This is a genomic window from Ruegeria sp. CG1 (assembly GCF_056537265.1).
Window position 1 is genome coordinate 245254 of sequence record NZ_JBQFRF010000003.1, and the last position, 24433, is coordinate 269686.

22 protein-coding genes are annotated in these 24433 nt (G+C 57.2%); 8 read left to right on the plus strand and 14 right to left on the minus strand.

The annotated features are described in order from the left end of the window. Nucleotides 1–44: 44 nt before the first annotated feature. The 4 genes from ACR0AU_RS10750 to ACR0AU_RS10765 are packed head-to-tail and all read right to left on the minus strand — an operon-like array spanning nt 45 to nt 4619. Nucleotides 45–1541, minus strand: a complete 1497-nt coding sequence (locus ACR0AU_RS10750) for a phosphomannomutase/phosphoglucomutase (RefSeq protein WP_170732986.1) — start codon at nt 1539–1541, stop codon at nt 45–47. A 15-nt stretch (nt 1542–1556) separates the two neighbouring features. Next, nucleotides 1557–2390 carry a 3-deoxy-8-phosphooctulonate synthase gene (gene kdsA, locus ACR0AU_RS10755; RefSeq protein WP_170732985.1) on the minus strand — a complete coding sequence of 278 codons (834 nt, stop codon included), beginning with the start codon at nt 2388–2390 and terminating at the stop codon, nt 1557–1559. A 5-nt stretch (nt 2391–2395) separates the two neighbouring features. Beyond that, a complete protein-coding gene (locus ACR0AU_RS10760) occupies nt 2396–3982 on the minus strand; it encodes a capsule biosynthesis protein (RefSeq protein ID WP_170564051.1) in 1587 nt (528 codons plus the stop codon). Then, a complete protein-coding gene (locus ACR0AU_RS10765) occupies nt 3960–4619 on the minus strand; it encodes an ABC transporter ATP-binding protein (RefSeq protein WP_170392311.1) in 660 nt (219 codons plus the stop codon). Before ACR0AU_RS10765 ends, ACR0AU_RS10760 begins: the two co-directional genes overlap by 23 nt. 208 nt (nt 4620–4827) lie before the next feature. Here ACR0AU_RS10765 and ACR0AU_RS10770 point away from each other — a divergent pair, with 208 nt between their 5' ends. Both ACR0AU_RS10770 and ACR0AU_RS10775 read left to right on the plus strand, forming a co-directional pair. Next, nucleotides 4828–5415, plus strand: coding sequence for a uracil-DNA glycosylase family protein (locus ACR0AU_RS10770; RefSeq protein WP_480795664.1), 588 nt, complete (start codon nt 4828–4830; stop codon nt 5413–5415). Then, the gene (locus tag ACR0AU_RS10775; RefSeq protein ID WP_170732983.1) at nt 5408–6196 is read left to right on the plus strand and encodes an SseB family protein; all 789 of its coding nucleotides are present in this window, start codon (nt 5408–5410) and stop codon (nt 6194–6196) included. The genes ACR0AU_RS10770 and ACR0AU_RS10775 overlap by 8 nt, the downstream gene beginning before the upstream one ends. Nucleotides 6197–6205: 9 nt before the next feature. Here ACR0AU_RS10775 and yghU read toward each other — a convergent pair whose 3' ends face one another. Further along, entirely contained in the window at nt 6206–7081 is an 876-nt protein-coding gene (gene yghU / locus ACR0AU_RS10780; protein WP_170732982.1) for a glutathione-dependent disulfide-bond oxidoreductase, read from the minus strand. A gap of 243 nt (nt 7082–7324) precedes the next feature. On the opposite strand from yghU, the gene ACR0AU_RS10785 reads away from it, so the two are divergent. Further along, nucleotides 7325–7843 (plus strand): YHS domain-containing (seleno)protein, encoded by a 519-nt coding sequence (locus ACR0AU_RS10785; RefSeq protein ID WP_170392303.1) that lies wholly within the window; start codon nt 7325–7327, stop codon nt 7841–7843. 61 nt (nt 7844–7904) lie between these two features. Here the strand turns inward: ACR0AU_RS10785 and ACR0AU_RS10790 are convergent, their stop codons facing one another. Both ACR0AU_RS10790 and metF read right to left on the minus strand, forming a co-directional pair. Next, nucleotides 7905–8567 carry a J domain-containing protein gene (locus ACR0AU_RS10790; RefSeq protein WP_170648152.1) on the minus strand — a complete coding sequence of 221 codons (663 nt, stop codon included), beginning with the start codon at nt 8565–8567 and terminating at the stop codon, nt 7905–7907. A gap of 203 nt (nt 8568–8770) precedes the next feature. After that, on the minus strand, nt 8771–9637 hold the full coding sequence (metF, locus tag ACR0AU_RS10795) for a methylenetetrahydrofolate reductase [NAD(P)H] (protein WP_170564047.1): 867 nt from the start codon (nt 9635–9637) through the stop codon (nt 8771–8773). A gap of 94 nt (nt 9638–9731) precedes the next feature. On the opposite strand from metF, the gene ACR0AU_RS10800 reads away from it, so the two are divergent. Together ACR0AU_RS10800 and ACR0AU_RS10805 are read left to right on the plus strand one after the other, a co-directional pair. Continuing rightward, entirely contained in the window at nt 9732–10637 is a 906-nt protein-coding gene (locus tag ACR0AU_RS10800) for a LysR family transcriptional regulator (RefSeq protein WP_170564044.1), read from the plus strand. Between the two features lie 95 nt (nt 10638–10732). Further along, nucleotides 10733–11518 carry an inositol monophosphatase family protein gene (locus ACR0AU_RS10805; protein WP_170732981.1) on the plus strand — a complete coding sequence of 262 codons (786 nt, stop codon included), beginning with the start codon at nt 10733–10735 and terminating at the stop codon, nt 11516–11518. Nucleotides 11519–11577: 59 nt separating this feature from the next. Here ACR0AU_RS10805 and bhcD read toward each other — a convergent pair whose 3' ends face one another. The 4 genes from bhcD to bhcA form a co-directional block, all read right to left on the minus strand. Continuing rightward, on the minus strand, nt 11578–12543 hold the full coding sequence (gene bhcD, locus ACR0AU_RS10810; RefSeq protein ID WP_480795665.1) for an iminosuccinate reductase BhcD: 966 nt from the start codon (nt 12541–12543) through the stop codon (nt 11578–11580). A 72-nt stretch (nt 12544–12615) separates the two neighbouring features. Further along, a complete protein-coding gene (bhcC, locus tag ACR0AU_RS10815) occupies nt 12616–13779 on the minus strand; it encodes a 3-hydroxy-D-aspartate aldolase BhcC (RefSeq protein ID WP_480795666.1) in 1164 nt (387 codons plus the stop codon). Next, nucleotides 13776–14762: a beta-hydroxyaspartate dehydratase BhcB gene (gene bhcB / locus ACR0AU_RS10820; protein ID WP_480795667.1), complete on the minus strand. Its 987-nt coding sequence runs from the start codon at nt 14760–14762 to the stop codon at nt 13776–13778. The genes bhcC and bhcB overlap by 4 nt, the downstream gene beginning before the upstream one ends. Before the next feature lie 11 nt (nt 14763–14773). Further along, nucleotides 14774–15964, minus strand: coding sequence for an L-aspartate--glyoxylate aminotransferase BhcA (gene bhcA, locus ACR0AU_RS10825; RefSeq protein ID WP_170732977.1), 1191 nt, complete (start codon nt 15962–15964; stop codon nt 14774–14776). 203 nt (nt 15965–16167) lie between these two features. Between bhcA and ACR0AU_RS10830 the strand changes: the two genes are divergently transcribed. After that, entirely contained in the window at nt 16168–16989 is an 822-nt protein-coding gene (locus ACR0AU_RS10830) for an IclR family transcriptional regulator (RefSeq protein WP_170564028.1), read from the plus strand. A gap of 7 nt (nt 16990–16996) precedes the next feature. On the opposite strand, the gene ACR0AU_RS10835 is transcribed toward ACR0AU_RS10830, so the two are convergent. Both ACR0AU_RS10835 and putA read right to left on the minus strand, forming a co-directional pair. Then, nucleotides 16997–17740: a rhomboid family intramembrane serine protease gene (locus ACR0AU_RS10835; RefSeq protein ID WP_170732976.1), complete on the minus strand. Its 744-nt coding sequence runs from the start codon at nt 17738–17740 to the stop codon at nt 16997–16999. A gap of 42 nt (nt 17741–17782) precedes the next feature. Continuing rightward, entirely contained in the window at nt 17783–21181 is a 3399-nt protein-coding gene (gene putA / locus ACR0AU_RS10840) for a bifunctional proline dehydrogenase/L-glutamate gamma-semialdehyde dehydrogenase PutA (RefSeq protein WP_170732975.1), read from the minus strand. A 103-nt stretch (nt 21182–21284) separates the two neighbouring features. On the opposite strand from putA, the gene ACR0AU_RS10845 reads away from it, so the two are divergent. After that, complete coding sequence (locus ACR0AU_RS10845; RefSeq protein ID WP_170401672.1) at nt 21285–21761, plus strand: winged helix-turn-helix transcriptional regulator; 477 nt, start codon at nt 21285–21287, stop codon at nt 21759–21761. A 40-nt stretch (nt 21762–21801) separates the two neighbouring features. Next, nucleotides 21802–22362 (plus strand): tetratricopeptide repeat protein, encoded by a 561-nt coding sequence (locus tag ACR0AU_RS10850; protein ID WP_170392277.1) that lies wholly within the window; start codon nt 21802–21804, stop codon nt 22360–22362. Nucleotides 22363–22423: 61 nt separating this feature from the next. On the opposite strand, the gene ACR0AU_RS10855 is transcribed toward ACR0AU_RS10850, so the two are convergent. Beyond that, a complete protein-coding gene (locus ACR0AU_RS10855; protein ID WP_480795668.1) occupies nt 22424–24313 on the minus strand; it encodes a PhoX family protein in 1890 nt (629 codons plus the stop codon). Between the last annotated feature and the right edge of the window lie 120 nt (nt 24314–24433).

Here is a 24433-nt window from a genome sequence, read left to right on the forward strand (position 1 = left end):
GCGATAACAAAGGGCGCCGAAATGGGCGCCCTTCATAGTGTCATTTAGATTGTCTGATCGTATTCGCCCACGCCGGGTTCAGTTCGAATGACGGCGTCGATATCTGCGAAGATCGCGCGCATTTCATCCTCGCTTTCGCTGCTTTCGCAGACGACGACCAGATTGGGTGTATTGGATGATGCGCGAACGAGGCCCCAACTGCCATTGTCCAGAATGACCCGGGCTCCATTGACGGTCACGACCTCTTTGATAGCCCGCCCTGCGAAGTGTTCGCCGGCGTCGGCCTTGGCAACCAATTTGCCGACCAGGCGCTGCAGAATATCGTATTTTTCTGTATCCGCTGCGTACGGAGACATGGTGGGTGTCGACCATGTCCTTGGTAGTGCTTTCCGAAGGTCTGACATGCTTTTGTCCGGGTTGCGGTCCATCAGTTTGCAGATTTCCACCGCCACGCGCATTCCGCAGTCGTATCCGCGCCCGACCGGTTCCGCCAAGAAATAGTGTCCCGATTTCTCAAACCCAGCCAGCGCACCGATTTCCTTGACCCGGCGCTTCATATGGCTATGGCCGGTTTTCCAGTAGTCGGCTTTGACCCCAAGCGCTTGCAACTCGGGATCGCTGGCGAACAGCCCAGTGGATTTCACATCGGCTACAAAGGTCGAACCTGGATGCAGCTTGGCCAGATCACGGGCCATGATGACGCCGACCTTATCGGCAAATATCTCTTCGCCTTCGTCATCCACAACACCGCAACGATCGCCATCACCATCAAACCCTAGCGCCAGGTCCGCGCCGCTGGATTTGACTGTGTCGGACATGTCATGCAGCATTTCCATGGCTTCCGGGTTCGGGTTGTAATTGGGGAATGTGTAATCCAGCCGTGTGTGGCTGGGCACAACCTCAACCCCGATCCTTTCGAAAATCTCGGGCGCGAAGGCGGCGGCGGTGCCGTTTCCGGTGGCGCAGACCACTTTCAGCGGACGTGACATTCTGAAGTCACCGACCAGATCGTCGATGTAGGCTTCTTTCACACCGTCGACGAATTCATATGACCCGCCCGGGCGCGCGACGCCTTCCCCATTCAAGACGATGTCGCGCAGTTCCGACATTTCGTCAGGGCCGTGGGTCAATGGGCGGTCAAAGCCCATTTTGACGCCGGTCCAACCGTTCGGGTTATGGCTTGCCGTGACAATCGCAACCGCCGGTACGTCCAGATGGAATTGCGCGAAATACGCCATCGGGCTGAGCGCTGGGCCGATATCTTTCACCTGAATACCCGCCTGCATAAGTCCAACGATCAGAGCGTTTTTGATCGACAGGGAATAATCGCGATAGTCATTTCCCACTGCAATCACGGGTTCGATCCCGCGTTTGAGCATCTGTGTGCCCAGACCCAACCCCAAGGCCGTCATGCCTGGCAGATTGATCTCATTGGGGTATTTCCACCGCGCGTCATATTCGCGAAAGCCCGTGGGCTTGATCATCGGATCGCGCAGAAAGCTCCAGGTGTTTGGGGTCACCTCAGGCAAAGGCTTGGTCATCACAAATCTCAATCGTTAAATCTGAATTGGGTTTTCTTTGGCCAGCGCATCAAATCGCATCAATGTGTCAACCAGATGGCCCATTTGATCCAGAGGGATCATGTTCGGCCCATCTGAGGGGGCGGTGTCGGGATCCTGATGGGTTTCTATGAATACGGCTCCGACGCCCAGAGATACAGCGGCGCGCGCCATCACCGGCGCAAACTCACGCTGTCCACCCGAGGAACCACCTTGGCCGCCGGGCTGTTGCACCGAGTGGGTCGCGTCCATGACGACCGGATATCCGGTTTGCGCCATCTGCGGCAGCGATCGCATGTCCGCGACCAGCGTATTGTAGCCAAACGAAGTTCCACGCTCGGTCAGCAGGATGTTCTGATTGCCAGTGCTTTCGATCTTTGTGACGATATTCGGCATTTCCCACGGGGCAAGAAACTGCCCTTTTTTTACGTTGACCGCTTTGCCGGTATTGCCCGCCGCCAGCAGCATGTCCGTCTGACGACACAGAAACGCAGGGATTTGCAGAATATCGACGGCCCCAGCCGCAATCGCGCATTGCGCTTCGGTATGGACATCGGTCAGTACCGGTATGCCCATGGTCTTGCGGATATCTTCCAGCACCTGCAGCCCGGAATCAATGCCCATGCCGCGCTTGCCGGACAGCGAGGTCCGGTTAGCTTTGTCATACGAGGCCTTGAACACATATTGCGCACCTGCGGCGTCGCATGCCTCTTTCATGGTGCCGGCGATCATTTGGGCGTGATCGGCGGTTTCAAGCTGGCAAGGGCCGGCAATGATGGTCAGCGGAAGGTCATTGCCAACCGTCAGGTCGGCTATTTTTACATGTTTCATGAGTCTTACGAGGATACCTGTTCACGAAGGACCGACGCGGTAAGCGAGATCATCAGGTAGATACCAGCAAATAACAGGAATGCCAAAATCGTATTTTCGAACTTGCGCGGATAGCTGGGCTCCTGGCTGGCGACCGGGTTCACCGAGACGGTCAGATACCGCACTTTTCGATTGGCCTCGGTCCGCGTAGCTTCCATTTGCTGCATTGCCGTTTGCAGCATCATGTCACGCGCCGCCAGATCGGCCTGAGCCATCTGGATTCGCACGCTCAAACGCGCCAGCGAATTTTCGCCCGCCGACACATCCAGCATCTCGGCATTCAACTCATCAAGGACCGCTTGCAGCCGCGCGATATCCGCCCGTGTACCATCCACCTTGGCCTGGTTGGGGCGCGTATTATCGAGAAGCGCGGCCAATTGTAGTTCTTTGTCCTGCAGCTCGAATTCGAACTGATCGATCCTTCCTCGCAGGCTGGCGATCACACTTTGCGGGTCCAGTATCGCACCTTGTAGCTGCAGTTCGATCAGGTCTTCCTGAGCCTGTCTGCGTGCCTCTTGCGCAGCCTCAAAACTCGCCAAGGCATCGCGCATCTGGTCTTCGCGTTTCAATTCAGTCAGACCATTGATGGTCTCTTCCGCGTAAGAGATAAGCCGCCTGGACAAATCGACCGCTATCTCGGGGCTCGGCGCTGCGACCTCCATTCGGATGACGCCGTCACTAGGATCATATCCGATTGTGATCATACGTTTATAAAGCTTGTAGGTTTCTTCAAGCGTCGCATCAGCCGGCAATCGTTGGATCGGGTCTATCCAATCCTGCCGAAAAAACTCAGTAAATCCGACATCACGTTCAAGCCGTTCCAATGCATCCTTGGATTCCAGAAATTCCTGAGTGGACACGGAATCCTGCGCTGTCGCAAACTGCGTGCCCGCCAGAAATCCACCGAACGAGGCACCGCCGCCATCCGCTTGCAGGATCGAAAACACCGAGTCGCTGGCATACATTGGAGTCGCCACGCGATAGAAATAGTAGCCCACGATAAACGTTGGAATGAATACGAACACCGTCAATCGTGCGAATAGCCCGGCAAGCTTGCGGCGGCGGCGGCGGGCGATGTCTTTCTGGATCTGCCCGATTTCATATTCACGACGTTCGGCCGGGCTGAGCTCGGGTCCCGGCAGGTTCCTCTGCGAGTCTCTGGTCGTTTGCGGCAGGTGAATCTTTATATTGTCTTGCGCGGCGTCATCACCAGTTGGCTTGCCTTTGTCAGGAGCTGCCAGATCAAGCAGGTTTGTGCGCTGAAACGGATCAATTCCTTTCTTTCGTAACAGCCGGACCGCATCGTAGTCAGACGTCGCCGCAAGCCCGTTCTTGTGCGCCAAACGCCGCGCGACGCGCAATTGCCGCCCTGTCAGACCTTCGCGTTTGATCGCATCCAACTCGTTGCCCGGTTGCTGAGTGTCGTCAGCCGAGTTCGTGCCTTGGGTTGCATTGCGGATGCGCGAAATGGCGTCCGAGCGTGCCTCGGCAGTGCCAGAACCGCGTGCCGTGCGGTCGGGATTGTATTTCCTAGCCTTGGGTTTGGTAGTCATAGAGCTGCTTTGCCTCTTCCAAGGTTTCAAACATGTAAAGCTGGCCGTCTACCAATACCGCAGCCTGCCGCGCGAATTTTTCAAGAAGCGAAGGGTTGTGCGATACGATCACCAAGGTTGTCGTGCGCAGCTTCTCTTTCAGAATGTCGCCCGCCTTCTTGTTGAACTCGACATCGGTTGTCGAGGGCATCCCCTCGTCAATCAGATACATATCGAAATCTAGGGCCAGCATCAGTGCAAATGTAAACCGGGCCCGCATTCCGGACGAATAGGTTCCGAGCGGCTGGTCGAAATACTCACCCAAGTTGCACAGCCATTTGCAGTAGGCTTCGACATAGTCGGGATCCATGCCGTAGATCTTCGCGATATAGCGTGCGTTCTCCAGCGCGGACAGGCGCTTGGCCACACCTCCTGCAAAGCCCATGGGGAAGGATACGCGGCAGTCGCGCCGAATCACGCCTTCGTCGGGCTTTTCCAGCCCTGCCATCATGTTGATCAACGTGGTCTTGCCGGTTCCGTTCGGGGCCAGCACGCCAAGAGATGTTCCAAGCTCAACCCGGAACGAGACCCGATCCAGAATCACCTTGCGGCGGGTTCCGGTCCAGAAAGACTTGCTGACATTTTCGAATTCCAGCATGTGCGGCCTGCAGATCGCTCGGGGTTTTGACGGTTTGAGGATCGGTGTGCTACCGATCCATGTTGGCCACATTATGTCGAAATATGAAACAAATGATCAATGCGCATCCGCGTTCATGACATTGATGTGTTGCAAGGACGGTTTCATTGGCTAGAGGGTAGATGATGCCTATCTTCATCGATGAACATTGCAAAAGCCTGTTGATCCGATGAATTCGCTGATTGAGGACATCCAAGCCTGCCGTTTGTGTGCGGACAGGTTCGCGCAGACCGCGACTGCGCACCAGCCGCGCCCGGTGGTCTGGTTTCGCCCCGGTGCGCGCATTTTGATCGCAGGTCAGGCACCGGGCGCGCGCGTCCATGCTTCAGGGAAGCCTTTCACCGACCCTTCGGGTGACCGGCTGCGGGATTGGCTGGGACTGGATGAGAACGCATTTTATGACCGTTCGCGCGTATCCATCGTGCCGATGGCGTTTTGCTTCCCCGGATACAATGAGCGCAAGGCCGACCTGCCTCCGCCGTCGATATGCGGGCGCACCTGGCATGACAAGGTGATGGCTGCGTTGGGAGAAGTACCGTTGACGATCCTCGTCGGGGGTCATGCCCATAAATACCATCTTGGCGTAAAAACACCGGTTACCGAGACCGTCAGCCTTTGGCGAGACCATGCGCCGCGCGTCTTTGCCTTGCCTCACCCGTCCTGGCGCAATACGGCTTGGCTGAAGAAAAACCCCTGGTTCGAGGCCGAGCTGTTGCCGGTGCTACAGAAACGGGTGCACGAGGTTCTGAATGACTGAAGCCACAGCTTTGGATGCTGCACATAACGCCATGCAGGCGGCCCCGGAAGACGACAACGCTCGACTACGCTTTTTCGAAAGACTGGCCGATAGCGAGCTGTTCCTGATGCTGACCGAGGAAGCGAAGGATGAAAGCATTTCGCCTGAGCTGTTCGATGTGGCGGATGGTCGTTTTGTTCTGGTGTTTGATCTCGAGGAACGAATGGCGGCATTTGCGGGTCGACCGGTCCCCTATGTCGCTCTGTCGGGTCGTGTTCTTTCAGGGATGTTGTCGGGGCAGGGGGTCGGGCTGGGTCTGAACCTTGATGTTGCACCGTCGTCGATGTTGATCCCCGCTGAAGCGCTCGGTTGGTTGTCTGACACGCTGCAGCATGGTCCTAAGGAGGTGCAGCAGCGACTTGCCGAATTCCATCCGCCCTCCGGTTTGCCTGATGTTCTGTTGACCGCGCTTGATGTAAAGCTGGCGACGGCTGCAGGTCTGGCTGCGGCGGCGTTTCTGGTTGGGACAAAGACTGAAGATGGGGGGCAGGGCCATTTATTGGGTTTTGTTTCAGCGGTCGAAGGCGCGCAGCCAGCGCTTGCACGCGCCGTATCCGAGGCATTGACCTTTTCGGGGATCGAGGCCGGAGCGCTGGATGTTGGCTTTTTTGAAGTGCAGGATCCGGCTACTTCTGCCTTGGCAAAGGTTGGGCTGCGGTTCGATTTGCCCCAGCCTCAAGCGCCCCAAATGGAAAGGGCCGCGCCGGGCAGTGATCCCGAGCGGCCCCCAATATTGAAGTAGCGCAGGGCGTTAGTCTGCCGCTTCCAGTTTATCCTGCGTGCGCGTCTCAAAATCGCTGGCGTCATGGCGTTCGTGCAACTGCGTATGCGGCTCTCCAAACGCACGATTGACCATCCGGCCGCGCTGAACGGCGGGCCGAGCATCGATGGCTTTGGCCCACCGCATCACGTTTTCATAGCTTTCGACATCCAGGAATTCTGCCGCATCGTATAGACGGCCCAGAACAAGCTGCCCGTACCACGGCCAGATCGCCATGTCGGCGATCGTATAGTCCTGACCTGCAATATAAGGCTTATCGGCAAGTTCCAGTTCCAGCACATGCAACTGGCGTTTGGCCTCCATCGCGAAACGGTCGATCGGGTATTGCCATTTCTCAGGCGCATAAGCGTAGAAGTGGCCAAAGCCACCGCCCAGATATGGCGCGCTGCCCATTTGCCAGAACAACCAGTTCATCACTTCTGTCCGTTCGGCACCGCTGGCGGGCAGAAACTCACCGAAATTCTCAGCGAGATGCAGCAAGATGGAGGCGCTCTCGAAAACGCGCACAGGTGTTTCACCTGAATGATCCCACAGCGCCGGTATCTTCGAGTTAGGATTGGCCCCGACAAAGCCCGAGCTGAACTGATCACCTTCACCGATGTTGATCAGCCACGCATTGTATTCGGCCCCGGAATGGCCCAATGCCAAAAGCTCCTCCAGCATGACCGTAACCTTGACGCCGTTCGGGGTGGCGAGCGAATACAGTTGAAGCGGGTGCTTCCCGACCGGAAGATCCTTTTCGTGGGTCGCACCAGCTATGGGCCGGTTTATATTGGCAAAGCGTCCTCCGCTTTCGCTGTCCCAAGTCCAGACCTTTGGGGGTGTGTAAGTGGATTGTTCGCTCATCTTTTGCCTTTCTGCATCATTTGGCCAAAACGCCGCCGCCTTCACAGCTAATATTGCAAAACTCAAAGTCCAACCCCGGATGTGGCGAGATATTTGTAACATTGCGCCTCGTTCACCTCACAAAACCCCTCTGGTTTTCACAGCGGCGCGAGGGGGTCTTCGCGCCGGGCCAAAATTACCTATTGTTTGACCAGACCCGCAGTTCGGGTGACCAGAAACCGTAAGGACATGAGGACCAATCACATGAAACGCTTTGCGCTGACCCTTGCCGCGACGATGGCTTTTGCCGTGCCCGCGTTCGCCGGAGAACAATATGTTGATGGCACCGGATTTGCCGTATCGGGATACGACGTTGTTGCTTACCGCAGCCTGGATCAGGTTCCTGTAGGCCAGTCGCAACCCGAGGCTGTTCGCGGTCGGGCCGACATCACCGCAGACTATAATGGTGTTACCTGGGCGTTTGCGACCGAAGAGAACCGTGACAAGTTTCTGGAAAACCCGGCCTTTTACGCACCGCAATATGATGGCCATTGTGCATACGGCGTGTCGAAAGGCGGCAAGGTTCCGGGCAACCCAAATCTGTGGCGTATTGTCGATGACAAGCTCTATCTGAACATCACTGATGTTGTTGTTGGTTTCTGGGAAGAGGATGTTCCGGCCAACATCGACCTGGCGGAAGGCAACTGGCCCGGAATCGAAGGGGATGCCGCTTCGACCAGCGTGATCCCGAAATTCACATCAGAAGGCCCGATTTCCAACTGATTCCGATTAATGAAAGAAAGCCCGGCCACTAAGGCCGGGCTTTTTTCGCTGGCGGGTTCTCTCACCCCGCCAACTCGAACATATCCCGCATGTGTTGATCCGCTTCGAACCGTATTGTTACACTCTTGGCACCGGGAAATTTCCTCTCGCGTATCGGGTCAGGAATGACAATCTCACCGGAGCCCGAGCCTTTGGACCGAAAGGTCAGAATCTCTGTTTCTGACTTGCGGTAGCCGGAAAGGACCGAGGTTGGCAATGCAACGCGGTTAGACCCTTCGCAGACTGACGATGCAACGAAGTAGGTAAGATCGCGCCCGAAGCATCCGATTGCATCAGGAACATGGTCCGAAGAGTCGCGGGCACTTTTGGCGGCGTCCGTTTCACCTAGTTCCGATAAATCCTTCAGCGCGTGTTCGGGTTTTAACAGATCGTGACAAGCTTTGATTTCATCTGCGGCCAGTTCGATTACGCGTTTCTTCAGACGAGGACGACGCGGTGTAGAAGAATCTAAACCGTTTTTGCGTGTCATCCCTTCTTTACGCAAAAAATCATAGGCTGATTTGGCATCCGAAAACCCGGAATAATCACCATCGGTATGATCAGGATGATCGTGGAACGCGATTTTGCGCCAGGCTTCACGAATCTCGTTTGCGTTTGCATTTGGGGGCAGACCAAGAACCTGCAACGCTTCGGCCCGAGCCTGTACCTTGCTCACTGGCTTCATACTCAAAACACTCATTAAAACTACAACGGGGTCAGATTGCCATTGATCACATTTTTGTCAAATTTTTTCAGGAATTAGACTGAGGTAGGGCAACAGTTGACGGGTGCATATCGAGATTGTCGCCTGCGCAGCGGTTGTCGCAAATGAGCATGGCAGACGACTGCCGTGCCCGGCGATACAGGGCAAGCGCAAAAACAGTGGGATCAGGCGACGTTCTGCAATTCGGTCTGGGGGGTAATGCCCAGGGCAAAGCAAACATCCCGAGTAAGCTCAGGTCGGTTGAGCGTATAGAAATGCAGTTTGTCCACGCCGCCTTCTATCAGGTCCGAGCAGAGTTCGGTGCATAGCGCCGTCGCAAGAAGATCTTCGCGATCGTCCCGGATTGCTTTGTCAAATGCGTTCTCGATCCAGTCGGGAATGTGGGCGCCACAGCGTTTTGCAAAGTTACGCGCACCCTTCCAGTTCTCGATGGGAAGAATGCCCGGTACGATAGGCTTGTCGATCCCCGCTTTTTCGCAGGCATCGCGAAACCGGAAGAAGGTTTCAGCCTCGAAGAAGAATTGGGTCAACGCCTCGTCCGCGCCCGCATCCAGCTTGGCCTTTAGCCAATCCACATCAGCGCGGGCATTGCTTGCTTCTGGATGTTTATCCGGATAAGCGCCGACACGGATGCTGAACATCTCGGTCTCGGCTAGTGCAGAAATCAGTTCTACCGAGTTGGCGAAGCCATCCGGGTGGGGGGCGAACCGGTCTTGACCTTTGGGGGGGTCGCCACGCAGGGCAACGATATCCTGAACGCCTGCGCGCGCGAATGTGTCTGCAATCTCAAGCGTCTCCTGACGCGAGGCATCGACACAGGTCAGATGCGCAGCAACAGGCAGCCCCGAGGATTTGTGTAAGGTTGCAACTGCATCACGCGTCAACTCACGTGTTGTACCACCAGCACCATAAGTCACCGATACAAACCGCGGGTTCAGCGGCGCCAAGGTCTGGACCGTATCCCAAAGGCGAAACGAGGCCTCCAGAGTCTGCGGCGGAAAGAACTCGAATGAAATTTCAGGCTTGGTCATAGTGGCCTCGTAGCTGTCATTTATACCCTTGTGCCATTATGTGTAGTGTGAGACAAACTCATATTGTTCAACAACAACATGAGTCACGTGAGTAATGCATATCGAATTTCGCCACTTACGGACGATCAAAGCCATCCACGAATGCGGTGGGCTTGCGCGTGCAGCTGATCAGCTAAACATCACGCAATCCGCACTAAGTCACCAGATCAAGGGGTTGGAAGATCAGGCCGGGGTCGAGCTGTTTTTACGTCGATCCAAGCCGATGAAGTTGTCGGCAGCTGGTTTGCGGCTGCTGCGGCTCGCTGAACAAATTCTGCCTCAGGTCGAGGCGATGCAGGATGAGTTTTCATCGCTGCGCGACGGTCGAACCGGTCGGATGCACATTGCGATCGAATGTCACGCTTGTTTCGAGTGGCTGTTTCCGGTGCTTGAAGCTTTCCGCAAATCCTGGTCAGACGTTGATGTGGATATCCGCCCGGGCCTTGCATTCGACGCGTTGCCCGCCTTGCAGAAAGAAGAGGTTGATCTGGTGGTGTCCTCTGACCCCGAAGATCTGCCGGGTGTCGAATTTGTCGAACTCTTTGACTACCAGGCCGTATTTGTCGCGGCGTCTTCGCATCCATTGGCTGAAAAGCCCTATATCGAAGCTGAAGATTTCCGAGGTCAGACACTGATTACCTACCCGGTCGAACGAACCCGGTTGGATGTTTTCAGTCAGTTGCTGATCCCGGCCCGGGTCGAGCCTGCCACCATCCGACAGGTTGAACTGACCGCTGTGATCTTGTTGTTGGTGGCTTCGAATAGGGGCATATCCGTTCTTCCGGACTGGGTGGTGCGCGAGGTAAAGTATAGCTCGGACTACGTCACGCGCCCGCTTACCAAAGACGGGATTACCCGCAGGTTATATGCTGCGGTCCGCAGCGAAGACCTTGAAAAACCCTTTGTGCAAGAGTTGGTGAAACTGGCGCGGACCGAGGCGCGTAAGCTTCAGACTCAATAACACCGGACGCAGATCAGCCATGCGCATCATTCCTCTTGGCAAGGGCGCGTTGCCCCAGTATACGCGCGGCTTGACCGGACAGGAGCCTATGGAAAATGGTTGGCAGTGCAAATCTCAACATCATGATCAAGGCCGCGCGTAAGGCGGGGCGTTCTCTGGTCAAGGATTTTCGTGAAGTCGAGAACCTGCAGGTGTCGATGAAAGGTGCGGGCGACTTTGTGTCGAAGGCCGATATCGCGGCCGAAGCCATCCTGAAAGAGGAATTGCTGGGTGCCCGTCCGACCTATGGTTGGCTGGCCGAAGAGGGCGGCGCGATTGACGGCGAAGACCCGACTCGTCGCTGGATCGTCGACCCGCTGGATGGGACAACCAACTTCCTGCACGGGCTGCCGCACTGGGCCGTTTCAATCGCGTTGGAACATAAGGGCAAGATCGTTTCGGGTGTGATCTATGACCCTGCCAAGGATGAGATGTTCTTTGCCGAAAAAGGCGAAGGTGCGTGGATGAACGACATGCGCATCCGCGTGTCGGGCCGCCATCGCATGATCGAGTCGATCTTCGCGACGGGTCTGCCATTCGGTGGCCGTTCGGACCTGCCTGCGACCTTGCAGGACCTGGCCCGTCTGATGCCTACCTGTGCAGGTGTTCGTCGCTGGGGTGCTGCCGCGCTGGACATGGCCTATGTGGCCGCCGGTCGTTACGAAGGCTTTTGGGAGCGTCGCCTGAACGCCTGGGATCTGGCCGCAGGCATCATCATCGTGAAAGAGGCGGGCGGCTTTGTTCAGGCGCTGAACCCCGAAGGCAGCGTGCTTGAGGATGGCGAAGTGATCTGCGCCAATGAACCGATCTTTGACAATTTCGCAAAGGTAATCCGGGGCTGATATTCAACCCCGGTCATTTGATCATGGTACGCGCGTCCGTTCCGGGCGCGCGTTTTGGTTTAGAAGTCGACCTCGATCGCAATCCCTTGCTGGACTGCCAAATCGACCACTGCGCTTGCCACAGCTAGATCTTGCAGCCCCACGCCAGTACCGTCGAACACGGTCACCTCAGCCTCGGACACACGCCCGGAATGGGTACCGTTAATGACCTCTCCGATCTGCCGGATATCGCCTTCGGCTTTCATTCCGGCAGCCACGGCATGCTGGCTTTCACCCAATCTCACGGCCTGCGCGACCTCGTCGGTAAAGACGCTTGCGCGCGCGATCAGGTCTGTGGCGATCTCTTGCTTACCGACGGTATCGGTGCCCATACATGCGATGTGAGAGCCGTCCGAGACATGTTCAGACATCAGGCTAGGTGCGAAGGAGGAGGTGATGGTGACAATCACGTCCGCCTGCACCATGCCGGGCAGATCCACAGCCTCAAAAGGCAGCCCCGCTTCAGCCGCGACCTTTTTGAGATTTGGCAGCATTTCTGGATGCAAGTTCCAGCCTATGACTTTCTCAAAATCCCGCTGTTCCAATGCCGCGCGCAATTGGAATGTCGCCTGATGCCCGGCGCCGACCATTCCGATCACCTTGGCATCCTTGCGTGCCAAATGGTTGATCGAAACCGACGAGGCTGCAGCCGTGCGCAGTGCGGTCAGCAGGTTGCCCCCAACGATGGCCCGAACGCGACCCGTATCTGGATCAAACAAAAACACGGTGGATTGGTGATTGATCAGCCCGTGCGTTTCCAGATTGTTTGGCCAATACCCGCCTGCTTTCAGGCCAAGGTTCATGCCCGTGCGATCAAACCCGCCTTTGAACCCATAGAGCGCATCCGCATGACCTATGGCCTCGCGCACGACCGGGAAGTTGTAGGCATCCCCAGCCGCCATCGCGGCAAACACTTGCTCAACCGCAGTATAGCTTTCCTGTCGGCCTAACAGAGCGCCGATTTCCTTTTCAGGAACGATGATCATCGCGTTTGTCTTTCTTTTTGATGGCATTAGAAAGGGCGGTGCTAAACGTCCGCCCCTGCATTCATCTGTTGATCAATAGGCCTTGCCACGGGCAGAGACCGGCCAAAGGGCTTCAACCTTGCCGCCGCGCACACCGACGTACCAGTCATGAACGTTGCAGGTCGGGTCACAGTGGCCGGGCACCAGCCGCAGCTTGTCATTGACCTTCAGCACCCCATCCGGATCGCCAATCACCCCGTGTTCGTCCGAGCACTTCAGGTATTCCACATCGTCCCGCCCAAAGATGAAGGGCAGGCCGCTATCGACGGATTGCGCCTTCAGACCCGCATCGCAGATTGCCTTGTCCGCTTTGGCGTGGCTCATCACGCTGGTCAGAATGAACAAGGCGTTTTCCCATTCACCCTGATCGATCCGTTGACCGTCCTTGTCCAGAATCCGACCGTAATCAGCATCCATGAAGGCATAAGAGCCGCACTGCAGCTCGTTATAAACGCCCGAGTTGCTTTCGAAGTAATAAGACCCCGTACCGCCGCCCGAAACCAGCTCGCAGTCGATCCCTTCAGCCTTCAATCCGTCGACGGCATCCTTGACCATGGCGATTGCGGTATCCAGTTTTTCTTTGCGCGCCTCATACGTATCCAGATGCTGCATCGCGCCTTGATAGGCCTGAATGCCGGTAAATTTCAGGTTAGGGGCGGCCTCAACAGCCTTGGCGATTTCGATCACGGCGGGGGTCATGGTGACACCACAGCGGCCCGCGCCGCAGTCGATCTCGACAAAAACCTCCAATTCAGTGCCATGCTTAGCGGCAGCAGCTGAAAGGTCAGCGACGTTGTCCACATCGTCGACGCAAACGATTGTGCGTGCACCAAGCTTCGGCAGGCGCGCCAGACGGTCAATCTTGGCCGGGTCCCGCACTTGATTCGAGACAAGAATGTCTTTGATACCTCCGCGCGCAAACACCTCGGCCTCGGAAACCTTTTGGCAGCAGACGCCGACTGCGCCGCCCAATTGTTCCTGCAGCTTCGCGACGTCTACGGATTTGTGCATCTTGCCATGCACCCGGTGCCGCATCCCATGTGCCTTGGCATAGTCGCCCATCTTCTTGATGTTACGCTCGAGCGCGTCCAGATCAAGGATCAGGCAAGGCGTCTGGATTTCGGATTCATCCATGCCGATCGCGGCAGGGATGTCATAGCCAACTTCGAATTGATCACTGTTCATCGGTTTGTTCATCCTGTTTCTCCTTGCCCTTTCAGCCAGGGCAGCTTGTCCAGATCCACGTTGCCGCCGGTGATGATGACGCCGACGCGCTTGCCCCGGAAGGTGTCGGGGTTCTTAAGAATGGTGGCCAGAGGAACGGCCGAAGACGGCTCCATCACCACGCGCAAGTATTTCCAGGTGAGTTTCATTGCGTCGATGATCTCTTGCTCGGACGCGGTGAAGATGTCGGTCACATTGTTCGACACAAAGTGCCATGTGTTTTCCTTGAGCGGGACCAACAGCCCGTCCGCCACCGTTTTCGGGGCATCGTCCGCAATGATATGACCCGCTTTGAAGGAACGGTACGCATCGTCCGCCTGCTCAGGCTCAGCCGCATAGATCGCGGTTCCTGGTGCCAGGTTCGAGACCGTCAGACAGGTGCCTGAGACCATCCCGCCACCGCCGATTGGCGCGATAACTGCATCCAGGCCATCGGTCTGCTCAAGCAATTCAGCCGAACATGTGGCCTGACCAGTGATAACACGAGGGTCGTTGTACGGGTGCACGAACTCTCCGCCTGTTCGGGCCTGCACCTCGGCAAAGGTCGCTTCGCGGGACGACGTGGACGGTTCGCATTCAGTGATCGTACCACCAAAGCGTCGTACCGCGTCTTTCTTGGCCTGCGGCGCGGTGCGCGGCATCACCACATTGCATGGAATGCCCCGGCGACCCGCCGCATATGACAACGACAGGGCGTGGTTCCCGCTTGAGTGGGTGCAAACACCCTTGGTCGCCATTTCATCGCTTAGGCCGAAGACCGCATTACTGGCACCGCGCACTTTGAATGCACCTGCTTCCTGAAAGTTCTCGCTTTTGAAGAACAGCTGTGCGCCGGTCAATTCGTTCAGATAGTCCGAGGTCATTACCGGTGTGCGCCGGATGTGCGGCTTGATCCTTTCATGCGCAGCCTGTACGTCGTCATACGTCAGGTCGGCGACGGGGATTTGATCCAACATGACTGTCCTCCCTAAGCTGCGGCTTTTGCGTGGCTAGTTGAGCTGGCGCGATAGAATTCCTGCGCCGCAGCAACCCCGCTGCCAAGCTTCACTGGGTAGTTCAGATCGGCCATGGCCATCTCGACCGTGGCCAGCCCCGACAGGACCATAACATCGGTCAGGCTGCCCAAGTGGCCAATACGGAACGCTTTGCCATTCAACTCACCCAGACCAATGCCGAAGGATACCCCATAGGTGTTGAAGGTATGGTCAGTCAGTTCGTTGCTGTCGAAACCTTCGGGCACAAAAATGGCGCTGACGGTATCCGAGTAGAGGTCAGGAGATTGTGCGACCAACTTCAGGCCCCAGGCCGCAGTCGCGCGGCGCACACCTTCGGCCAGACGGGTGTGGCGGGCATAGACATTGTCCAACCCCTCCTCGAACAACATCTTAAGGCTTTCGCGCATACCGTAGATCAGCTGCAAAGGCGGAGTATAGGGAAAGCCGCCAGACGCATTTGCCGACATCATATCACGGAAATCAAAGAAGGTGCGGGGCAGTTGGGCGGTATCCATTGCTGCCAGAGCCTTGGGGCTGACGCACAGGATCGCCATGCCGGTGGCCAGCATGAACCCCTTTTGCGACCCCGAGACCGCAATATCCACGCCCCACCGGTCAAACTCGAACGGCATTGAGGCCAAAGAGCTCACGCAATCCACATACATCATGGCCGGGTGATGCGCCGCATCGATCGCACCGCGTACAGCGCTGATATCGGAACGCACACCTGTCGCGGTTTCGTTATGCGTCACCAATACGGCCTTGATTTCATGCGCTTTATCCGCGGACAGGATCGCCTCGAACCTGTCTGCAGGCGCGCCTGTTCCCCATGGACATTCAACAATCTGAACGTCCAACCCGTGTCTTTCGCACAGATCGATCCAGCGATGGCTGAAGACGCCGTAGCGGGCGACAAGAACCTTGTCACCGGGGCTGAGCGTATTTGTAATAGCTGCCTCCCAACCGCCCGTTCCGCTGGCTGGAAAAGTGACGATCTGGCCTTCGGTGGTGCCAAAGACCTGTTTTGTATCCTCCAGTACCGGGGCGAAGGTTTCAACGAAGTCCGGGGCGCGGTGGTCTTGCGTCTGAACCTGCATGGCAAGGCGCAAACGATCAGGAATGTTGGTTGGGCCTGGGATAAAGACCGGGTTTTGATGCGACATAACTCAATCCTCTGCTTTGGACCCAAGTGTCGCTTGAACGGTTGTGTGTTGCAATTTTCTTGAAAAATATTTTCATTTTACCCGTTAAATTGATAAGGTGCTGAAACGGATAGGAATTCAGTTTATCAAAATGATCTCGGAGAATTCCGGGCCAGAAAAATTGGTTCGGGTTTTCGGGGGAAAGTCCGAAAGCCAGGTGAGAAATGGAAACGCAAAAGCGACCGCGCGGCAGACCCAAATCGCTGTTCAAAGAAAGTTCGGCCGGGACCATGCAATCATTGGATCGGGCGCTGAGCGTACTTACCACCGTTGCCCGGCTAGAGCGCGTCGCGCTAAGCGATCTTGCCCGCGAGGTCGATGTACCGACGGCCACCACGCATCGCATTCTTGTGACACTGCAAAAACACGGATTCGTATCCTTTGATGAGGAACGGCAGGAATGGCTGGTCGGAATCGAAGCCTATCGGACCGGTGCGTCTTTTCTGCGGCGCAACAGCGTTCTGGAAATCGGCAGGCCGATCCTGCGGCGTCTGATGCAAGACAGCGGTGAGACCGCAAATCTGGCCGTACCCGATGGAGCAGAGGTGGTCTTTGTCGGGCAGGTCGAAACTCAGAACCCCATCCGGGCCTTCTTTCCACCCGGTGCGCGGACGCCCATGTATGCGTCCGGTACAGGAAAGGCTATTCTCGCTGCGTTGAGCGAAGAGAGTTTAGGCAAAGTTCTGGGCCGGATTGATCCGGTTGCTTTCACTGAAAATACGCAGTTGCCCGCTTCGGGCCTGTATGCAGATCTGGCTGAAACTCGTACCCGAGGTTGGTCTTACGATCACGAAGAACGGTATGAAGGTATGTCTTGCATTGGTGCGGCCATCTTCAATGACAGGGCTGAGCCTTGCGCCGGTATCTCGGTATCCGGACCCACCGTAAGGTTCAGCCGCGAACGCGCGCCCGAGTTGGGCGATCTGGTCATGCGCGCGGCGCAAGAGATCACCCACCTGAGCGGCGGTAGGCTACCCAAGAGCTGACGCTTGATTATTTGCGCGGCACTCTGGGGATGCGCGATTGCGAGAGTTTGTACTTGTGTTCCGGATGCGGCGGATGGCCGTGGGTGCGGTTCCAGAACCCAGTCCCTCCGCGCCTGAGCCATAGGGGGATGCACAGGATCAGACCAACAAAGAACCCTCCGGTATGCGCCCAATAGGCAACGCCACCTTCATCGGGATTGCTGGCCAGGCTGCCAAGGAACTGAAGCCCCAGCCAGACCCCCAGCATGATAAAGGCCGGGATAGTGAAGATCCGGATATAGACGATCAGAATCAGCAGGATATCTACGCGCGCTTTTGGGAAAAGCAGAAGATAGCCGCCCATGACACCAGCGATCGCTCCAGACGCGCCAATTGTTGGCACCACCGAATCCGGTGCCGAAATGACGTGAATCAGCCCCGCTCCGATTCCCGCCAGCAGATAGAACACGAGAAACAGCACATGCCCCATTTCGTCTTCGAGGTTATCGCCGAATATCCACAGAAACAGCATGTTTCCCGCCAGATGCATCCAGCCCCCATGCAGGAACATTGAAGTCACGAGTGTCTCGAACCCATAGCCGTCAGTTATCCGGGCAGGAATGACCGCGTAGTCAATATAAAGCTGATTGATCAGCCGCGCATTCTCCATGACACCCACATAGCTGAGGAAGATCAGTATGTTCGCAGCCATAAGGGCATAAACAACAAACGGAGTACGCCCCGAAGGGTTATGGTCTCGGATCGGAAACATGGCGCGACGCTGGGCTTTTCACCGCCCAGCGTCAAGGTCCGGTTATGCCGCACCTCCCAGAAGGGCGGCGTTGCCTCCGGCGGCGGTGGTGTCGACACAGACATGGCGTTCGCCCAGAACCCGCGCGCGGTCGGGCTGGCCGGGGATCAGCGGGATGATCGGTCCATCGCGCCGGGCCAGGTGCTGTTCGATCTGGCGGGCAGTGTCATCGTCGCCCCACCACAGAACGCCCGAGAAACCGGTCAGGTTTTCAAGGCGGTGCAGGTCCAACGTGCCGGTCATCTGGATCGCAGTACCACCCAACGATTTGACCGCATCCGCCTGAGCCTTGGCGGCCTCGGCCCCCGGACCCATGCACAAAAGCTGCGCACGGGCATATTCGGTCAGGCGGTTTGATTCGCCGGTGGGACCGGGCAGAGATTGGGTGCTGGGCGTTGCAGGTTGCCCTTCGGGCGCACCTGGTTCAGCCGAACTGTCCCAGCGTCCCGAAGCATTCTGCCGATCAGGTGCGCAGAACCGTGCCATATAGTTCGGACCGCCCGCCTTGGGGCCGGTGCCGGACAGACCTTCGCCACCGAAGGGTTGCGAGCCGACGATTGCGCCGATCTGGTTGCGGTTGACGTAGATATTACCGGCATGGATCGCCTCGGTCACATGCTGCACCCGGTCGTCGATCCGAGTGTGCAGGCCGAAAGTCAGGCCGTACCCCGTGGCATTGATATCCGCAATGACCTTGTCGATATCTTGCGCCTTGAACCGGGCGACATGCAGAACCGGACCGAACACCTCGCGCTCTAGCGCCGAGATGCCGGGTATCTCGATCAGAGTCGGTGCGATAAATGTACCCTCAGGAGGCGTTGTCATCTCCTTCAGTACCCGTCCTTCTGAGCGGGCCTGGGCCACGTGGTCCGCGATGATTTGCCGGGCTTGCGCGTCAATGACCGGGCCGCAATCAGTTGATATCAGCCAAGGATCGCCCACATGCAAAGCGTCCATCGCCCCTTGCAACATGGTCAGAACGTCCTCGGCAATATCCTCTTGCAGATAAAGACAACGCAGGGCCGAGCACCGCTGGCCTGCCGATTGGAACGCGCTTTCGATAATCGATTGGACCGCTTGTTCCGGCAAAGCGGTGCTGTCTACGATCATGGCGTTCAGACCGCCGGTCTCGGCGATCAATGACGTACCCGGCCGCATGTGCTGCGCCATTGCTGATCGGATTTTCAGCGCGGTCGCGGTGGAACCGGTAAAGGCCACACCAGAGACGCGTTCGTCCGAAGTTAGCGCCGCACCCACCTTCGGCCCGCCCGGAAGAAGTTGCAGCGCATCGCGTGGAACGCCTGCTTCATGCATCAGTTGAATGGCACGATGGGCGATCAATGGCGTTTGCGGGGCAGGGGCTGCCAGCACAGCGTTGCCGGTGGCCAACGCAGCCGATATCTGCCCGGTGAAGATCGCCAGAGGGAAGTTCCATGGGCTGATGCAGGTGAATATTCCGGCGGGTTTGGCGGCAGGAATATTGGCGGCGTAGTAGCGCAGGAAATCAACCGCTTCGCGCAGCTCGGCTACCGCATCGGGCACGGATTTTCCGGCTTCGCGGGCGAGCAGGGCAAACAGCTCTCCAAAATGCGCTTCGTAGAGATCGGCTGCTCTATTTAGAATTTCAGCGCGCTTCTCTGCTGAAGCCTGCCATGGGCAAGCGCTGGCCAACGCCAGTTCCACGTCTTCGGGGCTGGCCGCAGCAACCGAACCGGGACGATCCAGTGGTTGCGCGGGATTGATCACGGGAGTGTCTGCCAAAGGCTGTGCATCATCCGAAAGCAAAGGTCGGGCGTACCAATGATGGGCGCGGAAGGCGTCGCGTGCGATGTCAATCTTGTCTAGCGTTGGCGTATGGTGCAGATCAAAGCCTTTCGAGTTTGGGCGTTCCGGTGCGAACAACTCAGGCCCGGTTGGCAGCGGTTTGCCAGGTGTTTGAACGGCCACGAACGGATCTGCGGCAACGGTTTCTGGGGCGACTTCCTCATCAACGATCTGATTGACGAACGAGGAATTTGCCCCGTTTTCCAGAAGGCGACGCACCAGATAGGCCAACAGATCCCGATGCGCACCAACCGGAGCATAGATACGGCAGCGCGAGGTCCGCTTGTCGCGCACGATCTGATGCAGGGTCTCACCCATCCCGTGCAGGCGCTGGAATTCGAATGGCTGGCCGTCCGCCATTTGTAGGATGGCGCTGACCGTATGGGCGTTATGCGTGGCAAATTGCGGATAGATACGGTCGGTCATTCCCAGCAGCTTGCGGGCGTTGGCGATATAGGACACATCCGTCGCCGCCTTATCGGTGAAGACCGGAAAACCATCGACGCCCTCGACTTGCGCGCGCTTGATCTCGGTATCCCAATAAGCGCCCTTGACCAGCCGCACCATCAGCTTGCGGTCGTGCCGCTGGGCCATGTCATAGAGCGTATCCAGCACCAACCCGGCGCGTGGGCCGTAGGCTTGCACAACGATGCCGAACCCGTCCCAACCGGCCAGTGCAGGCTCTGCCATAACTTCTTCGATCACCTGCAGCGAGAGCGACAGGCGATCTGCCTCTTCCGCGTCAACGTTCAGTCCCATGCCCGCCGCCTTGGCCAGCAAAGCCAGCGCGCGCAGCCGGGGCACCAGTTCGTCCATCACCCGTTGTTCTTGTGCCAGCTCATAACGGGGGTGCAGGGCCGACAGCTTGACCGAGATGCCCGGATTTTCGCGAATGTCTTTATGGGTGCAGGCCTCGGCAATAGCGGCGATCGCGCGCGAGTAAGACAGGTGATAGCGGGCAGCATCGGCCTCGGTCCGTGCCGCCTCGCCCAGCATGTCGTACGAGTAGGTATAGCCCTTATCTTCCATTCCTTTGGCGCGCTTCATGGCGGATTGAATGGTTTCGCCCAAAACGAACTGACGCCCCATTTCTTTCATCGCACGACCAACTGCGGTGCGGATCACTGGTTCACCCAGCCGCTTGATGGCCCCGCGCAGCGCGCCGACGGGCGAGGATTTGTCTTCGTCCAGGACCCGGCCTGTTAGCATCAACGCCCATGTCGACGCGTTCACCAGTGACGAGGATGATTGTCCCAGATGTTTTCCCCAGTCTGACGGGGCGATCTTGTCTTCGATCAGTGCGTCAATGGTATCCGCATCTGGCACACGCAACAGCGCTTCGGCCAAACACATAAGCGCAACGCCTTCATCAGTGGATAGGCCGTATTCAGCCAGAAACACTTCCATCATGCCAGGCGACGTGCTTGAGCGGATGTCGCGCACCAGCTGTGCTGCAGCCTCACAAATGGCCGTTCGGTCGGCCTCTGACAGCTTGGCCTGAGAGATCAGCGCGTCCAGTACAGTGGACTGGTCGGCATAAGTTTGAGTGTCGATTTTGGTGCGTAGGCTGTGTGACATGTGTACTCCGGGGCTTTTGCCTAATATAACCGCCTATAGTCAGGAGAATGGACCGAATTTTCTCGAATTCTGGTCGAATTGGCTGAAATATAGGAGCTTAATCATGCAAAACGACTTGTCCAGCCTTGATCGCTTTGACCGCGCGATCCTTACGGCATTAGCTGAAGATGGCCGCATCTCAGTGACGGACCTTGCGCGCAGGATCGGCTTGTCAAAATCGCCGACACAGGCGCGGCTCAAGCGGCTTGAGGCTGACGGGATCATCACAGGCTATCGCGCCATGTTGGACCCGATCCGTCTGGGCCTTGACCATGTGGCCTTTGTCGAGGTGCGTCTCACAGATACTCGTGAAAAGGCACTGGCCGAGTTCAATGCAGCGGTGCGCAGAGTTGCTGAGATTGAACAGGCTCATATGATCGCGTCCAACTTTGACTATCTGCTTAAAATCCGCACCCGATCGATGACGGAATACCGCACGGTGCTAGCCGAGAAAATCTCATCCCTGCCGCATGTTGCCAACACCTCCACCTTCGTTGCGATGGAGGCGGTGAAAGAAACCGGGTTGCTGGCTCCGCTATAAAGCAGTTGACCTAAACGACTGATGGATCAGGTTAGAGAGGATGAAAAACGTACTTATCGTTGCCATACTCGCTGGTTCTGCCGCTCAGGCTTCTGCAGATTGCCCGGTTGCGCCGGATCATATCTCTGGCGTCGACGCCCTGATTACGCAAGCCCAAACCGCGTCGTCTGAGCGCGAGGCGCGGGGCATTTCGGGACGGATGTGGCAACTCTGGACCGATGCGCCGGACGCCCGATCTCAAACCCTGTTGGATCGCGGGATGTCTCTGCGCGAGTCTTGGGATTTGACCGGTGCGCTGGCCGAGTTTGACGCTCTGGTCGCTTATTGCCCGGATTATGCCGAGGGGTACAATCAACGGGCGTTCGTCAACTATTTGCAGCAGGATTACGGTGCGGCCCTGATCGATCTGGATCGGGCCATTGAGCTGTCCCCGAACCATGTAGCGGCGCTTAGCGGGCGGGCATTATCGCTGTTGGGTCTCAAGCGGCTGGACGAAGCGCGAACGGCGCTGAACCATGCACTCGAACTGAACCCGTGGCTTTCAGAGCGTGCCTTGCTTGCGCCGGGCGGGCTGCTTGATCCACCGGGTGAGGATATTTGAATTGAGACGAAAAAGCGCCCCGGAACCGAAGTTCAGGAGCGCTTTTGATGCGAGGGCTTGATTAGCCGACCAGCCCGTTGTCGGTGCGTTTGATCGCAATCACCGACGAACGCGGCGTACCGCCATCGGGCCAATTGCTGCCCGGATGCTGGATGCCAACAAACATGGTGCGCAGGTCGGTCGACCAGGCCAGACCGGTGACTTCACAGCCATTCGGGCCGGTCATGAAGCGCACAATCTCCCCGGTCACGGGATCGCCAACTAGCATCTGGTTATTGCCGTTTCCTGCGAATTCTTCCTCGTTGTCATCATTCCCGTCTGTCTGAATCCAGACCAGACCAGTCGAATCGATGGCCATGCCGTCGGGTGAGTTGAACAGGTTGCCTTCGTTCACATTTGCCGATCCGCCACGGTTATCCGAATGAACAGTTGGGTTTCCGGCCATGACATAGAGATCCCAATCAAAGCCAGTGGCCGCGTGATCTTCATCCGCTGGACGCCAGCGCACGATCTGGCCGTATTTGTTGGCCTCGCGCGGGTTAGGGCCGTTGACTGCAGTGTCATCACCCCCAGCATTTGGCTTAACTCCACGGTTCTTGTTGTTGGTCAGGCAGCAATATGCCTCGACCGCAACAGGGCTTGAGGCCACCCATTCCGGGCGGTCCATTGTGGTGCCGCCCGCAGCCGATGCGGCCATACGGGTAAAGATCAGAATTTCGGCCGCGTCCATGCGGGTTGTTTCCGGCGTCAGCGGCAGCCATTCGCCGCTCATGTCGTCATTGAACTTGGCGACATATAGCGTGCCGTCATTCAACAAGCCCTGAGTGTCGACACCGGGCGCATAGGCCGCGTTCGAGACGAACCTGTAAAGATACTCGCCACGTTCATCGTCGCCCATATAGACCACGACACGACCGTCCGCAGCCAGCGCGACCTCAGCATTTTCATGCTTGAAGCGACCAAGGCCGGTGTGCTTGACCGGAGTGCTGTCGGGTTTGGTCGGGTCGATTTCAACGATCCAGCCTGCGCGGTGCGGCTCATTGGGGTTTTTCGAGGTGTCGAAGCGGGGATCAAACAGCTCGTAACCGTTCCAGCTTTCAGCCTTGATGCCATAGCGTTTCATACCGTCCGCGACCTTCTGATCGTAGCTGGCGTTTTTGTCGGACGAACCAAAGTAGCCGTTGAAATTTTCTTCGCAGGTCAGGTAGGTGCCCCACGGTGTCTTGCCGGAACCACAGTTGTTCATGGTGCCCAGCGACGCGGTGCCTGTCGGATCGGCCTCGGTCTTCAGTAGGTCATGACCGGCGGCGGGGCCGACGATCTTCATTGGAGTGTTGTGGTGGATTCGGCGGTTGAAGGGGCTGTCCTTCACCACAGACCAGCCCTCCGGGCTTTCTTTGATCTCCATCACGGTCACACCCTGAATGTTCTGCAATTTCAGAACGTCATCGGCACGGGTTGGAACACCTTCCTGCGCGGCAGGCAGGTTGATCTTGCGGTTCGGGTACTCGTGGTTGATCGCAATCAGCTCGTGACCCCGGAACGAGAATGTCTCCATCCCATCCGTATTCTCGCCAAAAACCTTGTCCGAGTTTTCAACCTTACCGCCATCGGTCAAATCGTATCCATCGGCCTCGGAAAACAGCGGATCGCCCCAGCGCATTAGCATCTTCCACTCATAACCTTCCGGAACGTGGACTGTCCCATCGGTCTGGGCGGGAATCGGCGTGAAGGCAAAGCGTTGCGCATCGACCGCCTGTGCTGAAGTTGAGCCCAACAAACCAGCGCCCATCGCCGCAGCGCCCGACCCAAAAGCCACAACTCCTGACAGGAAACCCCGTCGCGAGATAGCGCTTTCAACCACGCGGTCGAAGTCGTGTTCATCCGGGCGGGGGAAGTGCAACTCATCCCAATCGTCGGCGGAAAGGGTGGTAAGATCGACGTCTGTCATGGATAGCTCCTGGCTGTCTGAACTAAGAATCGCACCGTGGGTTTAGAGCGATCACATGACAGGAAATTGACAGTCTGAGCAAAGCTTCTTTTGATCTGCGCCGCATGCAGATTGACGCCG

What these genes read in the sequence shown, in the direction of transcription:
- ACR0AU_RS10790 (WP_170648152.1), bottom strand. Translation starts at nt 8,567, where the DNA reads ATGAAGCCAGTGAGCAAGGTACAGGCTCGGGCCGAAGCGTTGCAGGTT.
- yghU (WP_170732982.1), bottom strand. Translation starts at nt 7,081, where the DNA reads ATGAGCGAACAATCCACTTACACACCCCCAAAGGTCTGGACTTGGGAC.
- ACR0AU_RS10760 (WP_170564051.1), bottom strand. Translation starts at nt 3,982, where the DNA reads ATGACTACCAAACCCAAGGCTAGGAAATACAATCCCGACCGCACGGCA.
- ACR0AU_RS10845 (WP_170401672.1), top strand. Translation starts at nt 21,285, where the DNA reads ATGCAAAACGACTTGTCCAGCCTTGATCGCTTTGACCGCGCGATCCTT.
- ACR0AU_RS10785 (WP_170392303.1), top strand. Translation starts at nt 7,325, where the DNA reads ATGAAACGCTTTGCGCTGACCCTTGCCGCGACGATGGCTTTTGCCGTG.
- ACR0AU_RS10800 (WP_170564044.1), top strand. Translation starts at nt 9,732, where the DNA reads ATGCATATCGAATTTCGCCACTTACGGACGATCAAAGCCATCCACGAA.
- putA (WP_170732975.1), bottom strand. Translation starts at nt 21,181, where the DNA reads ATGTCACACAGCCTACGCACCAAAATCGACACTCAAACTTATGCCGAC.
- ACR0AU_RS10830 (WP_170564028.1), top strand. Translation starts at nt 16,168, where the DNA reads ATGGAAACGCAAAAGCGACCGCGCGGCAGACCCAAATCGCTGTTCAAA.
- ACR0AU_RS10775 (WP_170732983.1), top strand. Translation starts at nt 5,408, where the DNA reads ATGACTGAAGCCACAGCTTTGGATGCTGCACATAACGCCATGCAGGCG.
- ACR0AU_RS10770 (WP_480795664.1), top strand. Translation starts at nt 4,828, where the DNA reads ATGAATTCGCTGATTGAGGACATCCAAGCCTGCCGTTTGTGTGCGGAC.
- bhcD (WP_480795665.1), bottom strand. Translation starts at nt 12,543, where the DNA reads ATGATCATCGTTCCTGAAAAGGAAATCGGCGCTCTGTTAGGCCGACAG.
- metF (WP_170564047.1), bottom strand. Translation starts at nt 9,637, where the DNA reads ATGACCAAGCCTGAAATTTCATTCGAGTTCTTTCCGCCGCAGACTCTG.
- ACR0AU_RS10855 (WP_480795668.1), bottom strand. Translation starts at nt 24,313, where the DNA reads ATGACAGACGTCGATCTTACCACCCTTTCCGCCGACGATTGGGATGAG.
- bhcB (WP_480795667.1), bottom strand. Translation starts at nt 14,762, where the DNA reads ATGTTGGATCAAATCCCCGTCGCCGACCTGACGTATGACGACGTACAG.
- ACR0AU_RS10850 (WP_170392277.1), top strand. Translation starts at nt 21,802, where the DNA reads ATGAAAAACGTACTTATCGTTGCCATACTCGCTGGTTCTGCCGCTCAG.
- ACR0AU_RS10835 (WP_170732976.1), bottom strand. Translation starts at nt 17,740, where the DNA reads ATGTTTCCGATCCGAGACCATAACCCTTCGGGGCGTACTCCGTTTGTT.
- bhcC (WP_480795666.1), bottom strand. Translation starts at nt 13,779, where the DNA reads ATGAACAAACCGATGAACAGTGATCAATTCGAAGTTGGCTATGACATC.
- ACR0AU_RS10805 (WP_170732981.1), top strand. Translation starts at nt 10,733, where the DNA reads ATGGTTGGCAGTGCAAATCTCAACATCATGATCAAGGCCGCGCGTAAG.
- kdsA (WP_170732985.1), bottom strand. Translation starts at nt 2,390, where the DNA reads ATGAAACATGTAAAAATAGCCGACCTGACGGTTGGCAATGACCTTCCG.
- ACR0AU_RS10750 (WP_170732986.1), bottom strand. Translation starts at nt 1,541, where the DNA reads ATGACCAAGCCTTTGCCTGAGGTGACCCCAAACACCTGGAGCTTTCTG.
- ACR0AU_RS10765 (WP_170392311.1), bottom strand. Translation starts at nt 4,619, where the DNA reads ATGCTGGAATTCGAAAATGTCAGCAAGTCTTTCTGGACCGGAACCCGC.
- bhcA (WP_170732977.1), bottom strand. Translation starts at nt 15,964, where the DNA reads ATGTCGCATCAAAACCCGGTCTTTATCCCAGGCCCAACCAACATTCCT.